At 73.4% G+C, this 12919-nt stretch carries 13 protein-coding genes and 2 tRNA genes; 6 read left to right on the top strand and 9 right to left on the bottom strand.

Going from position 1 to position 12919, the window contains the following annotated elements:
- From rsrA to VE546_RS25265, 4 genes are all read right to left on the bottom strand, one after another.
- A partial coding sequence (rsrA, locus tag VE546_RS25280) for a mycothiol system anti-sigma-R factor (protein ID WP_324926219.1) occupies positions 1-200 on the bottom strand: 200 nt, incomplete at its 3' end.
- On the bottom strand, positions 197-868 hold the full coding sequence (locus VE546_RS25275; RefSeq protein ID WP_414720577.1) for a sigma-70 family RNA polymerase sigma factor: 672 nt from the start codon (positions 866-868) through the stop codon (positions 197-199). The genes rsrA and VE546_RS25275, both read right to left, overlap by 4 nt.
- A 271-nt stretch (positions 869-1139) precedes the next feature.
- Positions 1140-1766 carry an alpha/beta family hydrolase gene (locus tag VE546_RS25270; protein WP_324926229.1) on the bottom strand — a complete coding sequence of 209 codons (627 nt, stop codon included), beginning with the start codon at positions 1764-1766 and terminating at the stop codon, positions 1140-1142.
- 71 nt (positions 1767-1837) lie between these two features.
- Positions 1838-2665 (bottom strand): SOS response-associated peptidase, encoded by an 828-nt coding sequence (locus tag VE546_RS25265; protein WP_324926215.1) that lies wholly within the window; start codon positions 2663-2665, stop codon positions 1838-1840.
- A gap of 187 nt (positions 2666-2852) precedes the next feature.
- On the opposite strand from VE546_RS25265, the gene VE546_RS25260 reads away from it, so the two are divergent.
- From VE546_RS25260 to rsgA, 3 genes are all read left to right on the top strand, one after another.
- The gene (locus tag VE546_RS25260) at positions 2853-3566 is read left to right on the top strand and encodes a M50 family metallopeptidase (RefSeq protein ID WP_324926213.1); all 714 of its coding nucleotides are present in this window, start codon (positions 2853-2855) and stop codon (positions 3564-3566) included.
- Positions 3567-3739: 173 nt separating this feature from the next.
- Entirely contained in the window at positions 3740-5089 is a 1350-nt protein-coding gene (gene aroA, locus VE546_RS25255; RefSeq protein ID WP_324926212.1) for a 3-phosphoshikimate 1-carboxyvinyltransferase, read from the top strand.
- Positions 5090-5102: 13 nt separating this feature from the next.
- On the top strand, positions 5103-6131 hold the full coding sequence (gene rsgA / locus VE546_RS25250) for a ribosome small subunit-dependent GTPase A (RefSeq protein WP_324926210.1): 1029 nt from the start codon (positions 5103-5105) through the stop codon (positions 6129-6131).
- A gap of 44 nt (positions 6132-6175) precedes the next feature.
- Here the strand turns inward: rsgA and VE546_RS25245 are convergent, their stop codons facing one another.
- Positions 6176-6796 carry a TetR/AcrR family transcriptional regulator gene (locus VE546_RS25245; protein ID WP_324926208.1) on the bottom strand — a complete coding sequence of 207 codons (621 nt, stop codon included), beginning with the start codon at positions 6794-6796 and terminating at the stop codon, positions 6176-6178.
- Between the two features lie 175 nt (positions 6797-6971).
- On the opposite strand from VE546_RS25245, the gene hisN reads away from it, so the two are divergent.
- Both hisN and VE546_RS25235 read left to right on the top strand, forming a co-directional pair.
- A complete protein-coding gene (gene hisN, locus VE546_RS25240) occupies positions 6972-7766 on the top strand; it encodes a histidinol-phosphatase (protein ID WP_324926206.1) in 795 nt (264 codons plus the stop codon).
- Between the two features lie 186 nt (positions 7767-7952).
- On the top strand, positions 7953-8381 hold the full coding sequence (locus VE546_RS25235; protein ID WP_324926204.1) for a cyclic nucleotide-binding/CBS domain-containing protein: 429 nt from the start codon (positions 7953-7955) through the stop codon (positions 8379-8381).
- Positions 8382-8494: 113 nt separating this feature from the next.
- On the opposite strand, the gene VE546_RS25230 is transcribed toward VE546_RS25235, so the two are convergent.
- Entirely contained in the window at positions 8495-9931 is a 1437-nt protein-coding gene (locus VE546_RS25230; protein ID WP_324926227.1) for a catalase, read from the bottom strand.
- Positions 9932-10094: 163 nt separating this feature from the next.
- On the opposite strand from VE546_RS25230, the gene VE546_RS25225 reads away from it, so the two are divergent.
- Positions 10095-10511, top strand: coding sequence for a Fur family transcriptional regulator (locus VE546_RS25225; RefSeq protein WP_324926202.1), 417 nt, complete (start codon positions 10095-10097; stop codon positions 10509-10511).
- 197 nt (positions 10512-10708) lie between these two features.
- Here the strand turns inward: VE546_RS25225 and VE546_RS25220 are convergent.
- From VE546_RS25220 to VE546_RS25210, 3 genes are all read right to left on the bottom strand, one after another.
- A tRNA-Met gene (locus VE546_RS25220) sits at positions 10709-10782 on the bottom strand.
- Between the two features lie 116 nt (positions 10783-10898).
- The gene (locus VE546_RS25215) at positions 10899-12572 is read right to left on the bottom strand and encodes a tetratricopeptide repeat protein (RefSeq protein ID WP_324926200.1); all 1674 of its coding nucleotides are present in this window, start codon (positions 12570-12572) and stop codon (positions 10899-10901) included.
- Between the two features lie 222 nt (positions 12573-12794).
- A tRNA-Met gene (locus VE546_RS25210) sits at positions 12795-12868 on the bottom strand.
- Positions 12869-12919: the final 51 nt, after the last annotated feature.

The raw sequence follows: 12919 nt of genomic DNA, 5'->3' as shown, positions 1-12919 counted from the left end.
ACGTCGTCGTGCCCGCAGCACCGCTTGACCAGCTTCTTCACGGCCTGTTCCAGTCCGTACTTCTCCAGGCACGGGGCGCACTCCTCGAAGTGCACCTCGAACTTCGTGCGGTCCCCGTCGGGCATCTCGCGGTCCAGGTATTCGTAGAGATGGTCCAGGACCTCGGCGCAGTCCGTCTCGTGCGGCTCTCCGCAACTCATGAGCCCGAGCCTTTCCGGTCGTGCGACTCGTCGGACGCGGCGGCGCCGTTCGCGCCCGCCGGAACCAGTCCGCGCTCGCGGGCGTAATCCTCCAGCATGCCGCGCAGCTGGCGGCGACCGCGGTGCAGACGGGACATCACCGTGCCGATGGGCGTCCCCATGATGTCCGCGATCTCCTTGTACGCGAATCCCTCGACGTCCGCGAGATAGACCGCTATCCGGAACTCCTCCGGGATCGCCTGGAGGGCCTCCTTCACGTCCGAGTCCGGCAGGTGGTCCAGTGCCTGTGCCTCGGCCGAGCGCAGCCCGGTCGACATGTGCGACTCGGCGCGGGCGAGCTGCCAGTCCTCGATCTCCTCGGCCGCGCTGCGCTGGGGCTCGCGCTGCTTCTTGCGGTAGGAGTTGATGAAGGTGTTGGTGAGGATGCGGTACATCCACGCCTTGAGGTTGGTGCCCTCGCGGAACTGGTGGAAGGACGCGTAGGCCTTGGCGTACGTCTCCTGGACCAGGTCCTCCGCATCGGCGGGATTGCGCGTCATGCGCAGCGCCGCCGAGTACATCTGGTCCAGGAAGGCGAGGGCGTCCCGTTCGAAGCGCGCGTTCCGCTCGGCTTCCGTCTCCACGGGCTCCTGGTGCGCAGCGTCGTCGGTCCCGGTGACCGGACCCACCTCCTCCGATGCGGCTGCGAGTCCAAGGGCGGACCCACTCGCATCGGAGAATAGACGACGCCCCGTTCCCCGCGCCGCCCGGAAGGGGACATCTCCGGCGAGTCCGGCGAGCCTCAGCGTCGCCCAGTCCACGTCCGCCGCCGTCGATGGTGTGCTCACCGGGCGGGACGGGCATGCGATCGAACCCATGGTGGGTGGACTCCCTCTCCTGGCGTGTACGTGCTCTGTCCGTGCGTGTCCTGCACAGACGGCAACGCACCCGCCCGGGGAGTCATTCCCGGTCCAGCCACTCCCGCACCGAGTCGGTGATCACACGGAGCGCGGCCTCCTGGGCGTCCGGGCCGGACGTCCCCCTCTTCGGCACGGCGAAGCCGTGGTCTCCCCCGGGCACCTCGACGACCTCCGTGTCCCCGGGGAACTCCGCGGGCCGCCCGAAGGGGTCGCGCCCGCCCTGGACGACCAGGGTCCGCACCCCGGCCGCGCGCAGTTCCCCGGCCCGGGACCGCTCCGGCCTGCCGGGAGGGTGGAGGGGGAAGGCCAGCGCGAGCACGGCGTGCGCCCCGAGTTCGCCCGCGGTCCGGCAGGCCACGCGCGCTCCGGCGCTGCGCCCGCCGGAGACGACCGGCAGCCCTTCCCCGGCCAGGACGGGCCACACCGCCCGCCAGCCCGCGTCGAGGGTCCTGGGCGCGGGCGCCAGCCTCTTCCCCGCCACCCGCCAGGGCTGCTCGACCAGGGCGACGGAGACCCCGTGCCCGGGCAGTGCCGCGGCCAGGGCCTGCAGGTCCCGCGCCTCGATGCCGCCCCCGGCGCCGTGCCCCAGTGCCAGGACCAGACGCGCCCGGGCCGCGCGGTGCCAGGTGACGCGCGCCGGTCCGGCCGGGGTGTCCACCGTCTGCACCGCTCCGGCCGCCGTTCCCGCCGTTCCCGTCGCCGCGGCCGTTCCGGCCGTTCCGTCGTCGATCACGGTCCTCAGAACAGCGTCCCGGCCTCGGGCCCGTCAAGCTCCGTCAGCAGTTCGGGCCCGTTGTTGCGCACGTTGCTGACCTCGGTGCTCACCGGATAGGCCCGCACCGCCTCGGGGGGCGGCGGGGCCAGCAGCTCGCGCAGCCCGTCCACGTCGGTGCGGGCCGGATCCAGCCAGGCGTCCCACCGGTCGGGGGTGAGCACCAGCGGCATCCGCGGGTGGATGTCGGCGAGCGCGCGGGGCCCCCCGTCACCGTCCGCGCCGCCGGCTCCCGCGAACGGCCGGGTCTCCGCCGCGGTGGTGATCACCGCGCACGTCGCCCACCACGCCTGCGGATGGTCGTCGGGCAGCGTCCTGTCTCGCCAGAACTCGTAGATCCCGGCCATCGCCATCACCGAGCCGTCGGCCGGCGTCACGAAGTACGGCTGCTTGCGCGGCCGCTTCCGCTTGCCCTTCTCCTCCTCCTGCCGCTCGGCCTTCCCGGTGACCCACTCGTAGTAGCCGTCGGCGGGCAGCAGGCAGCGCCGCGCGGCGAAGGGCCGGCGGTAGGAGGGCTTCTCGTGCACGGTCTCGGCCCGTGCGTTGATCATCTTCACGCCCACGTCCGGGGACTTCGCCCAGGAGGGCACCAGCCCCCAGCGCAGCGGCCGGAGCTGCCGTACCGGCCGCTTGTCCTCGCCGTCCTTCAGGGGCCGGTCGAGCACCGCGTACACCTGCTTGGTCGGAGCCACGTTCCAGTCGGGCGCCAGGGTCTCGGCCGGATCCCACTTCTCCACGCCGAACAGCCCGGCCAGTTCCTCGGGCCCACGGCTCGCCGCATACCGTCCGCACATGCTGCCACCCTGCCACGTCCCACCGACACTCGGCACGGCCGGCGGACGTCCGTGACACACTGCGACACGCCGCCCGCGGCCCGCGGCGGGGGAACGGGGCCGCGGAGCGGAGGGGGACGCGGGAGGAAAACGCGGGAGAAACGCAGGGGAAACGCAGGGGAACACGGAGGAAGGAGCCGGCCGGGGCATGGGCACGGACAGCATCGCCGAGGTGTGGGACCGCGTCGTCGGGACGCAACCCGATCCGTCGCTGCCGGTCGTCGTGGCCACCGGGCTGGTGGCCCTGGCCGTGGTGGCGCCGCGAGGGGTGTGGCGGGTGACGCGGAACGCGGTGACCATCGCCCACGAGGGCGGGCACGGCCTCGTCGCGCTGCTGACCGGACGGCGGCTGGAGGGCATACGGCTGCACTCGGACACCTCCGGACTGACCGTCTCCCGGGGGAGGCCGACCGGGATCGGGATGGTGCTGACGTCCGCCGCCGGGTACACCGCCCCGCCGCTGCTCGGACTGGCCGGGGCGTGGCTGCTGGCCGACGGGCGCGTCACCGCGCTGCTGTGGGGCGCCACGGCGCTGCTGCTGGCGATGCTGGTGATGGTGCGCAACGCCTACGGGATGCTGACCGTCGTCCTCACCGGCGGGACGTTCTTCCTGGTGTCGTGGTTCGCCGGGACCGAGGTGCAGGGGGCCTTCGCCTACGGAGTGGTGTGGTTCCTGCTGCTGGGCGGGGTGCGGCCCGTCGTCGAGCTCCAGGCCAAGCGGCGCCGGGGCGAGGCGCCGGACTCCGACGCCGACCAGCTCGCGCGGCTGACCAACGCGCCCGCGGCGCTGTGGCTGCTGCTCTTCCACGCCGTCGCCCTGTGCTCGCTGACCGGCGGCGGACGGTGGCTGCTGGGGCTCTGACCCCGCGCGGTGCCGCTGTGCGCCGTCGTGCGTCGGCCCTGCGCCGTTGTGCGCCGCCGGCGGTACGTCGTCCACAGCCGCCCGGTGCTGTCGCTTCGCGGTCGTGCTTCCGGCCGTATTTCTCGGTGTTCGATCGGGATTCCCGCCCCGCCCGAGCCACTAAAGTTGGGGCCATGACCGACAACACCGCTCTCTGGCCTGCACCGCTCGCGTCCGGCGCGGTCGACGCGACCGTCACCGTGCCCGGCTCGAAGTCGGTCACCAACCGCGGTCTGGTACTCGCCGCCCTCGCCTCCGAGCCGGGCTGGCTGCGCCGCCCGCTGCGCTCGCGCGACACCCTGCTGATGGCCGAGGGCCTGCGGGCCATGGGAGTGGGCATCGAGGAGACGGTCTCCTCCAGCTCCGCCCCCGTCCCCGGCGCCCCCGCGGGCACCGGGGAGGCGTGGCGCGTCATCCCCGCCGGGCTGCACGGCCCCGCCACCGTGGACGTGGGGAACGCGGGCACCGTGATGCGCTTCCTGCCGCCCGTCGCCGCCCTCGCCGACGGCCCGGTCCACTTCGACGGCGACCGGCGGTCCCACGAGCGCCCGCTGCACGGCGTGATCGACGCGCTGCGCGCGCTCGGCGCCCGCATCGACGACGACGGGCGCGGTTCGCTGCCGATGACCGTGCACGGCAGCGGTTCCCTGACCGGCGGCAGGGTGGAGATCGACGCGTCCTCGTCCTCCCAGTTCGTCAGCGCCCTGCTGCTCTCCGGCTCCCGCTTCAACCAGGGTGTCGAGGTGCGCCACACCGGCGGCCCCCTGCCGTCCATGCCGCACATCCGGATGACGGTCGACATGCTGCGCGCCGCGGGCGCCCAGGTGGACACCCCCGAGTCCGGGGGCGAGCCGAACGTCTGGCGGGTCACGGCCGGCGCGCTGCTCGGCCGGGACCTGGTCGTCGAGCCCGACCTGTCCAACGCCCAGCCCTTCCTCGCCGCCGCGCTGGTCACCGGCGGCCGGGTGACCATCCCCGACTGGCCCGAGCACACCACCCAGCCCGGTGACGCGCTGCGGGAGATCTTCACCGAGATGGGCGGCCGGTGCGAGCTCGACGAGCGCGGGCTGACCCTCACCGGCAGCGGCCGGATCCACGGCATCGACGTGGACCTGAGCGACGTGGGCGAGCTGACCCCCGGCATCGCGGCGGTCGCGGCGCTGGCCGACTCCCCGTCGCGGCTGCGGGGCGTGGCGCACCTGCGGCTGCACGAGACCGACCGGCTGGCCGCGCTCACCAAGGAGATCAACGGTCTCGGCGGCGACGTCACCGAGACCGAGGACGGCCTGGTCATCCGTCCCCGTCCGCTGCGCGGCGGGGTCTTCCACACCTACGAGGACCACCGGCTGGCCACCGCGGCCGCGGTGCTCGGCCTGGTGGTGGAGGGGGTGGAGGTCGAGAACGTCGCCACCACCGCCAAGACGCTGCCCGACTTCCCCGACCTGTGGACCGCCATGCTCGAAGGGGACGGGGAGAGAGGGTAAGAGGCCGGCCGTCATGCGACGTTACGGCAAGCACACCGACGAGGACGACATCAAGGTCCGCCCCAACCGCCGGGGCAGCCGGCCGCGCACCAGCATCCGGCCGAAGCACGAGGACGCCGCCGAGGGCTTCGTCGTCACCGTGGACCGGGGACGGATCACCTGCCTGGTCGGGGACCGCACGGTCGTCGCGATGAAGGCCCGCGAACTGGGCCGCAAGGGCGTGGTGATCGGTGACCGGGTGGCGCTCGTCGGCGACCTGTCGGGGGCCAAGGACACCCTGGCGCGGATCGTGCGGGTCGAGGAGCGCAGCTCGGTGCTCCGGCGCACCGCCGACGACAACGACCCCTACGAGCGGGTCGTCGTCGCCAACGCCGACCAGCTCGCCATCGTCACCGCGCTCGCCGACCCCGAGCCGCGGCCCCGGCTGATCGACCGCTGCCTGGTGGCCGCCTACGACGCGGGCCTGGAGCCGCTGCTGGTGCTCACCAAGGCGGACCTGGCCCCGGCCGAACCGCTGCTGGAGACGTACGCCCCGCTGGGGGTGCGCCACGTGGTGACCAGCCGCGAGGAGCTGGCCGACGGCGGCGCCGAGCGGGTGCGCGCACTGCTGCTGGGCCGGATCACCGCCTTCGTGGGCCACTCCGGGGTCGGCAAGACCACCCTGGTCAACGCGCTCGTCCCGGACCGCCAGCGGGCCACGGGGCAGGTCAACGCGGTGACCGGACGCGGCCGTCACACCACCACCTCCGCCCTGGCGCTGCCGCTGCCCGGGGAGGTGGCCTTCCCCCCGCCGCGCCGGGGCGGCTGGGTGATCGACACCCCGGGCGTGCGGTCGTTCGGACTGCACCACGTCGACCCGTCCCGCGTCATCCTCGCCTTCCCCGACCTGGAGCCGGGCACGGCCGACTGCCCGCGCGCGTGCAGCCACGACGAGCCGGACTGCGCGCTGGACGCGTGGGTCGCCGACGGCCACGCCGATCCCGCCCGGCTGCACTCCCTGCGCCGCCTGCTGGCCGCCCGGGAGCGCCGCGAGGGGGACTGACCGGTTACGGCACCGGCCCGCCCGGAATCCCGCCGCCCTGCGGCTCAGCCCGCTCGCTCCGCTCCGTCCGCCCGGTCCAGCAGCGCCCTGAGGACCTGGACGACATGGGCGCCCGCGGCGTCCTCGGTGGCCTCGGGCGGGCCGTCGCAGGGCGCCACCACGTAGGACAGCGCCAGCCGCAGCCCCACCTCGCACGCGCGGCGCAGGGCGGGGTCGGGCGCGCCCGGGGCGCCCGCCAGGGTGGCGACCGTACGGTCGCGCAGCCGTGCCGCCAGCCGGTCCGGCGGTACGCCGGGCAGGGGCAGCCGGGATTCCCAACAGCCGGTGAGGGCGGCGCGGACCAGCGGTTCGCGGTGGGCCGTGCGCACCATCCAGGAGGCCGCCGCCGCGCACCCCGCGACGGGGTCGGCGCCGTCACGGGCCGCCCGGGCCGCGGCGTGCGCGGCGCGGTCGAGGAAGGCGTCCGTCTCGCGGGCGACCAGGGCGGCGCCGAGCCCGTCCTTGGAGCCGAACTCGTTGTAGAGGGTCTGGCGGGAGACCCCGGCCGCCGCGGCGACCTCCACCATGCGGATGCGGGGCCAGGGCCGGTCGGCGAGGGCGTCACGGGCGGCGTGCAGCAGGCACTGGCGCGCTGTGGGTTTCGCTGAGGGCATCGCTGAGGACATCAACGCCTCCCCGGACGCGGCGGGTTGCCGCACAGCATCGGGGCGGTGACAGAGGGTGTCAAGGCGCCGTGCGCGCCGTCCGGTCTCCACCGTACGGCGCAGGGCGCGCGGCCGGGCCACCCGGTTGGCCACTCCCCTGTGGCCGGTTCCCGGAACCGCTGGATACTGTTCGACCATGCCCGACTACCACGATGACCTGCGCCTTGCCCATGTACTGGCCGACACCGCCGACGCCACGACGATGGAGCGGTTCAAGGCCCTCGACCTCAAGGTCGAGACCAAGCCCGACATGACGCCGGTGAGCGAGGCCGACAAGGCGGCGGAGGAGTTGATCCGCACCTCCCTGCAGCGGGCACGGCCGCGCGACGCGGTGCTGGGCGAGGAGTTCGGCAGCGAGGGGCACGGCCCGCGCCGCTGGGTGGTGGACCCGATCGACGGCACCAAGAACTACGTGCGCGGCGTCCCGGTGTGGGCCACGCTGATCGCCCTGATGGAGCGGAGCGAGGACGGCGACCGCCCGGTGGTCGGCGTGGTCTCGGCCCCGGCCCTGAACCGGCGCTGGTGGGCGGCGCGCGGCGTCGGCGCGTACACCGGCCGCAGCCTGTCCTCGGCGACCCGGCTGTCGGTCTCCCGGGTGAGCCGCGTCCAGGACGCGTCGTTCGCTTACTCCTCGCTCAGCGGCTGGGAGGAGCGCGGCAAGCTCGGCGGCTTCCTCGACCTGACCCGGGCCTGCTGGCGCACGCGCGGCTACGGCGACTTCTGGCCGTACATGATGGTGGCCGAGGGGTCGGTGGACATGTGCGCCGAGCCGGAGCTGTCGCTGTGGGACATGGCGGCGAACGCGATCATCGTGCAGGAGGCGGGGGGCACCTTCACCGGCCTGGACGGCCGCGAGGGCCCGCACAGCGGCGACGCGGCGGCCTCCAACGGGCTGCTGCACGAGGAGCTGCTCGCCTACCTGGGCGGGTAGCGGACGGTACGGGGGACGGCGGCGAACGCCCCGGAGCACGCCGGGCACGGCCGGTGGGCGGTCAACTCGGCCCCACGCGCCCCTTGTTGTGGTTCGTGCGGCATGTGAACATGAGAATCCCCCCGCTTGTGAGCTTGTGAATTCCTTCTCTTGGGAGGGGTTCCCCAAGGAGGTGGCACCATCGCCATGCCCACCCTCGTCCGTGACGCCATGAGCACAGTGGTCCTCACCATCGGTCCCGCCCACACGCTCCGCCAGGCCGCCGGCCTGATGGCCGCCCGCCGGGTCGGCGCGGCGGTCGTCCTCGATCCCGACACCAGCGGGATCGGCATCCTCACCGAACGCGACATCCTCAACGCCGTGGGCGCGGGCCAGGACCCCGACCGGGAGTTCGCGCACCTGCACACCACCACCGACGTGGTCTTCGCCGCCCCCGGCTGGACCCTGGAGGACGCCGCCCGGGCCATGACGCGCGGCGGCTTCCGCCACCTGATCGTGCTCGACGACCGCGAACCGGTGGGGGTGGTGTCGGTCCGCGACATCGTCCGCTGCTGGTCGTCCGCGCCCGCGCACGGGGTGCCCGCGCCCGCCGCCGCGACGGCCGGGGCGGCCTGACGGCGGTCCGACGGCGGTCCGTCCCCCGCGCCCGTCCCCTCCCCCGGGCGCGCCGGAGGGACCGGAGCCCCGGGGCTCCGGTCCCTCCGGGTTGGTACGGCGAACGGCCGGTGTCAGCCGCGCAGGGCCTTGACCGCGGCCTCCAGCCGCCTGCCGTAGTCCTCGTCGGCCTGGCGGAAGTTCTCGATGGCCCGCTTGACGATGTCCTCGCGCGAGACCTTCGAGATCGAGCCGGCCAGGTTGTTGACCAGCCGCTCCTTCTCCTCCTCCGTCATCAGCCGGTAGAGGTTGCCCGCCTGGACGAAGTCGTTGTCCTCGGCGTGGGAGGGGGCGGCGAAGTCACCGGTGACCCCGGAGACCGGGACCGGCTGCCACAGCGGGCGGCCGGTCTCGGCCGGGCCGCCGAAGCTGTTGGGCTCGTAGTTCTTCGCACCGCCGTGGCGGCCGTCGTACATGAAGCCGTCCCGGCCGTAGGTGCGGGCCTCGGTGGCGTGCGGACGGTTCACCGGCAGGTGGTCGGCGTTGATGCCCACCCGGTAGCGGTGCGCGTCGCCGTAGGCGAACAGGCGGCCCTGGAGCATCTTGTCGGGGGACGGGCCGATGCCCGGCACGAAGTGCGCCGGCGAGAAGATCGACTGCTCGACCTCGGCGAAGATGTTCTGCGGGTTGCGGTTCAGCTCCATCTTGCCGACCTCGATCAGCGGGTAGTCCCCGTGCGGCCAGACCTTGGTCAGGTCGAACGGGTTGAAGCGGTAGTTGGCCGCCTCGGCCGCCGGCATGATCTGGACGTAGAGGGTCCAGCTCGGGTAGTCGCCGCGCTCGATCGACTCGCGCAGGTCGCGCTGGTGGCTGTCGGGGTCCCTGCCCGCCAGGATGTCGGCCTCCTCCTGGGTGAGGCACTTGATGCCCTGGTCGGTCTTGAAGTGGTACTTGACCCAGAAGACCTCGCCCGCCTCGTTGTTCCACTGGAAGGTGTGCGAGCCGAAGCCGTCCATGTGGCGGTAGGAGGCCGGGATGCCGCGGTCGCCGAAGAGCCAGGTCACCTGGTGGGTGGACTCCGGGCTCAGGCTCCAGAAGTCCCAGACGTTGTCCGGCTCCTGCGAACCGGTGTACGGGTCGCGCTTCTGGGTGTGGATGAAGTCCGGGAACTTGATGGCGTCCTTGATGAAGAAGACCGGGGTGTTGTTGCCGACGAGGTCGTAGTTGCCCTCCTCGGTGTAGAACTTCACCGCGAAGCCGCGGGGGTCGCGCACCGCGTCGGCCGCGCCCAGGTTGCCCGCGACGGTCGAGAAGCGTACGAAGACCTCGGTCTCCTTGCCGATCTGGGAGAGGAACTTCGCCCGGGTGTACTTCGTCACGTCCGCGGTCACGGTGAAGGTGCCGTAGGCACCCGCACCCCGGGCGTGCACGACCCGCTCCGGGATGCGCTCGCGGTTGAAGTGGGCGAGCTTCTCCAGCAGGAGCTGGTCCTGGACGAGGACCGGACCGCCGACGCCCGCGGTCTCGCTGTTCTGGTTGTCCGCGACCGGAGCACCGGCCTCCGTGGTCATCGGTCCGCTGGTCTCACTCTGCACGGTCACGTGCGCCTCCTGAGTCTGTCCTGTCCCCTTGGCCGAAGCCGAACGAGATCCTACATTGGACAATGTCTAAGTCAAGAAGAAGATAAATACCGTACTGAATCCGACCATGGACGCGCGCTGCTAAGGTGGATGTATGAGTGACCTGCTTCAACGTCTCCGGGATCGCGGCTGGCGTCTGACGGCCCAGCGACGAGTCGTCGCCGAGGTCCTCGATGGTGAGCATGTCCACTACACCGCCGACGAGGTGCATGCGCGCGCCGTCGAGAAGCTGCCGGAGATCTCGCGCGCCACCGTCTACAACACCCTCGGCGAACTGGTCTCGATCGGCGAGGTCATCGAGGTCAGCACGGACGGCCGCGCCAAGCGGTACGACCCGAACGCCCACCACTCCCACCAGCACCTGGTCTGCTCGCGGTGCGGCGTGATCCGTGACGTCCGTCCCTCCGGCGACCCGCTCGCCCTGCTCCCCGAGGAGGAGCGCTTCGGCTTCGCCCTCTCCGAGGCGACGGTCACCTACCGGGGCATCTGCCCCTCCTGCGCCGCCGAGTAGCCCCGGCCCCACCCGTACGTCCGGGGCGCCGGCGCGTCCCGGTGACCCGCGCGTCCGGTGGCACCCTCCGCGCCCGGCCGGACTTCATCGGCCCGCCCGTACCCGGTGCTTGCACCGCGCACAGCCGGAACAGCGGGCGGAGCAGACGAAAAGGCTGTGGCCCGAATCCCTGAGGATTCGGGCCACAGCCTCATCAGTAGCGGGGACAGGATTTGAACCTGCGACCTCTGGGTTATGAGCCCAGCGAGCTACCGAGCTGCTCCACCCCGCGTCGTTGTGTTCTCAAGATTAACCCGTTCCCTCTACCAGCGCAAATCGGCTGGGCCGAGGACGGCCCGGCACCACCGATCACACCGGTCACACCGGGTGCGGGGCACCGGAGCGCCCTCAGGCCGACAGCTCCTCGTGGAGCGCCTCGCTCAGCCGGGCCGCCCGCTCGGCGACCTCCGGCGGCCCCAGCTCGACCGCACGGGCGCACCAGTGCCGGCCCGCCGTCAGGTCGCCGCGCCGGGCGCTGAGCAGCGCCAGCCGCAGGGCGGCCCGGCCGTGGCCCGCCTCGGCCGCGCGGGTCCACCACAGGGCGGCCTCCGGCTCGCTGCCCTCGCGGGCCAGCAGCAGCCCGAGGTTGAAGGCGCCGTTGCGGCTGCCCGCCTCCGCGGCGCGGCGGTACCAGTGCGCGGCCCGGACCACGTCGCCGCGCGCGGCCGCGCACATGCCCAGCCGGACCTGCGCGCGGCGGTGCCCCTGCTCGGCGGCCCGCTCGTACCACTCCTCGTACTCGGGCGGGCCGTGCGCGACGACGGCGCCCGCCGTCGGGGCCTGGCGCTCCAGCAGCGCCGCGAGGCGGAAGGCGCCCTCCACGCTCCCGCCGCCCGCCGCCCGCCGCAGGTGCCGCTCGGCGGTGTGCGTGTCGCCCTCGCGCAGCAGCGCGATGCCCACCTGGAGGGCGGCCTCGGTGTGGCCGGCCGCCGCGGCCTGCTCGTACCACTGCCTGGCCACCGCCTCCTCGCCGCGGCTCGCGTGCAGGATGCCGAGGTTGAACGCGGCGTCCACGCTCCCCGCCTCGGCGGCCTTGGAGAACCACGGCTCGGCGCCCGCCGCGTCACCGCGCTGGAGCAGCAGGACCGCGAGCGCGTTGGCGGCCTCCCGGTGGCCGGCGTAGGCGGCGCGGCGGTACCACTGCTCGGCCTGGGCCGTGCGGCCCTGGGCGGCGCACAGCAGCCCGAGGTTGAAGGCGCCGTTGATGTCGCCCGCCTCCATCGCGACGCGGTACCAGCGCTCGGCCGACTGCCGCTCACCGCGCTCGGCGTGCAGCGCGCCCAGCGCGTTGGCCGCGTTGCCGTCGCCGTCCTGGGCGGCGCGGCGCCACCACTCGGCGGCGCTCTCGGTGTCCCCCGCGTCGCGCAGCAGGAAGCCCAGCGCGCAGGCCGCGCGCGCCTCGCCGTCCTTGGCGGCCGTCAGGTACCAGCGGGCCGCCTCCTGCAGCTCGCCGCGCTCCTCCAGGAGCGTGCCCAGCCGCAGCGCGGCACGCCGGTGGCCGCGTGCGGCGGCCTGGCGGTACCACTGCTCGGCCTCGGCGGTGGCGGCGTCCGGACGGCGCATCAGGATCTGCGCGATGCGGTACGCCGCCTCGCGGTGGCCGCGTTCGGCGGCGGCCCGGAACCACTCCTCGGCCCCGTCCTCGCCCCGGTGCTCCAGGAGGTCGGCGAGGGCGTACGCGCCGAGGGGGTGACCGGCCTCCGCGGACTGCCGCAGCCAGTACTCGGCGGCGGTCTCGTCGCCGCGCTCGCGGTGGTAGCGGCCCAGGGAGTGGGCCGCCGCGGCCGATCCGGCGACGGCGGCGACACGCCACCAGCCTGCGGCCTCCTCGACCTGTCCGCGCTGGTGGAGCAGGACCCCCAGGTTGTTCGCGGCGGCCCGGTCCCCGGCGGCGGTGGCGGCGCGCAGGTGCGGCTCGGCGCCGTCCAGGTCGCCCCGGCGCAGCAGCCGGGCGCCGTGCGCGCTGATGGCGTCGATGTCGCGGGTGTCGCGGGCTTCGGTACGGCTCACACCACCACCCATGCCCTCAAACCTTGCCTTGTCCCCCATGAGGCCCATCGTCGCACCACCCGCAACCCGCGTACACCTGGTATACAGCCGCCAGGGAAGTCACTACAGCGTTTTGTCGACTTCCCGATACAGCTACCACCCAAACGCGGAGCGCTGTCGAGCGCCCCCCTCAATCGCGGCTCCCACACATGAGGAAGGGCCCGGAGTCATTGACTCCGGGCCCTTCCCATTCAGTAGCGGGGACAGGATTTGAACCTGCGACCTCTGGGTTATGAGCCCAGCGAGCTACCGAGCTGCTCCACCCCGCGCCGTTGTGTTCTCAATCTTAGCACGGCGCGGGAGGTGCCTGCTCACCACCG

The sequence above is a fragment of the Streptomyces sp. genome, assembly GCF_035644915.1.
Taxonomy (GTDB): domain Bacteria; phylum Actinomycetota; class Actinomycetes; order Streptomycetales; family Streptomycetaceae; genus Streptomyces.
This window is presented reverse-complemented; position numbering and strand designations above follow the sequence as displayed.

Excerpts from the sequence above, each read along its gene's own strand:
- VE546_RS25265 (WP_324926215.1), bottom strand. The coding sequence starts at position 2,665 with ATGTGCGGACGGTATGCGGCGAGCCGTGGGCCCGAGGAACTGGCCGGG.
- VE546_RS25260 (WP_324926213.1), top strand. The coding sequence starts at position 2,853 with ATGGGCACGGACAGCATCGCCGAGGTGTGGGACCGCGTCGTCGGGACG.
- aroA (WP_324926212.1), top strand. The coding sequence starts at position 3,740 with ATGACCGACAACACCGCTCTCTGGCCTGCACCGCTCGCGTCCGGCGCG.
- rsgA (WP_324926210.1), top strand. The coding sequence starts at position 5,103 with ATGCGACGTTACGGCAAGCACACCGACGAGGACGACATCAAGGTCCGC.
- VE546_RS25245 (WP_324926208.1), bottom strand. The coding sequence starts at position 6,796 with ATGTCCTCAGCGATGCCCTCAGCGAAACCCACAGCGCGCCAGTGCCTG.
- hisN (WP_324926206.1), top strand. The coding sequence starts at position 6,972 with ATGCCCGACTACCACGATGACCTGCGCCTTGCCCATGTACTGGCCGAC.
- VE546_RS25235 (WP_324926204.1), top strand. The coding sequence starts at position 7,953 with ATGCCCACCCTCGTCCGTGACGCCATGAGCACAGTGGTCCTCACCATC.
- VE546_RS25230 (WP_324926227.1), bottom strand. The coding sequence starts at position 9,931 with ATGACCACGGAGGCCGGTGCTCCGGTCGCGGACAACCAGAACAGCGAG.
- VE546_RS25225 (WP_324926202.1), top strand. The coding sequence starts at position 10,095 with ATGAGTGACCTGCTTCAACGTCTCCGGGATCGCGGCTGGCGTCTGACG.
- VE546_RS25215 (WP_324926200.1), bottom strand. The coding sequence starts at position 12,572 with ATGGGTGGTGGTGTGAGCCGTACCGAAGCCCGCGACACCCGCGACATC.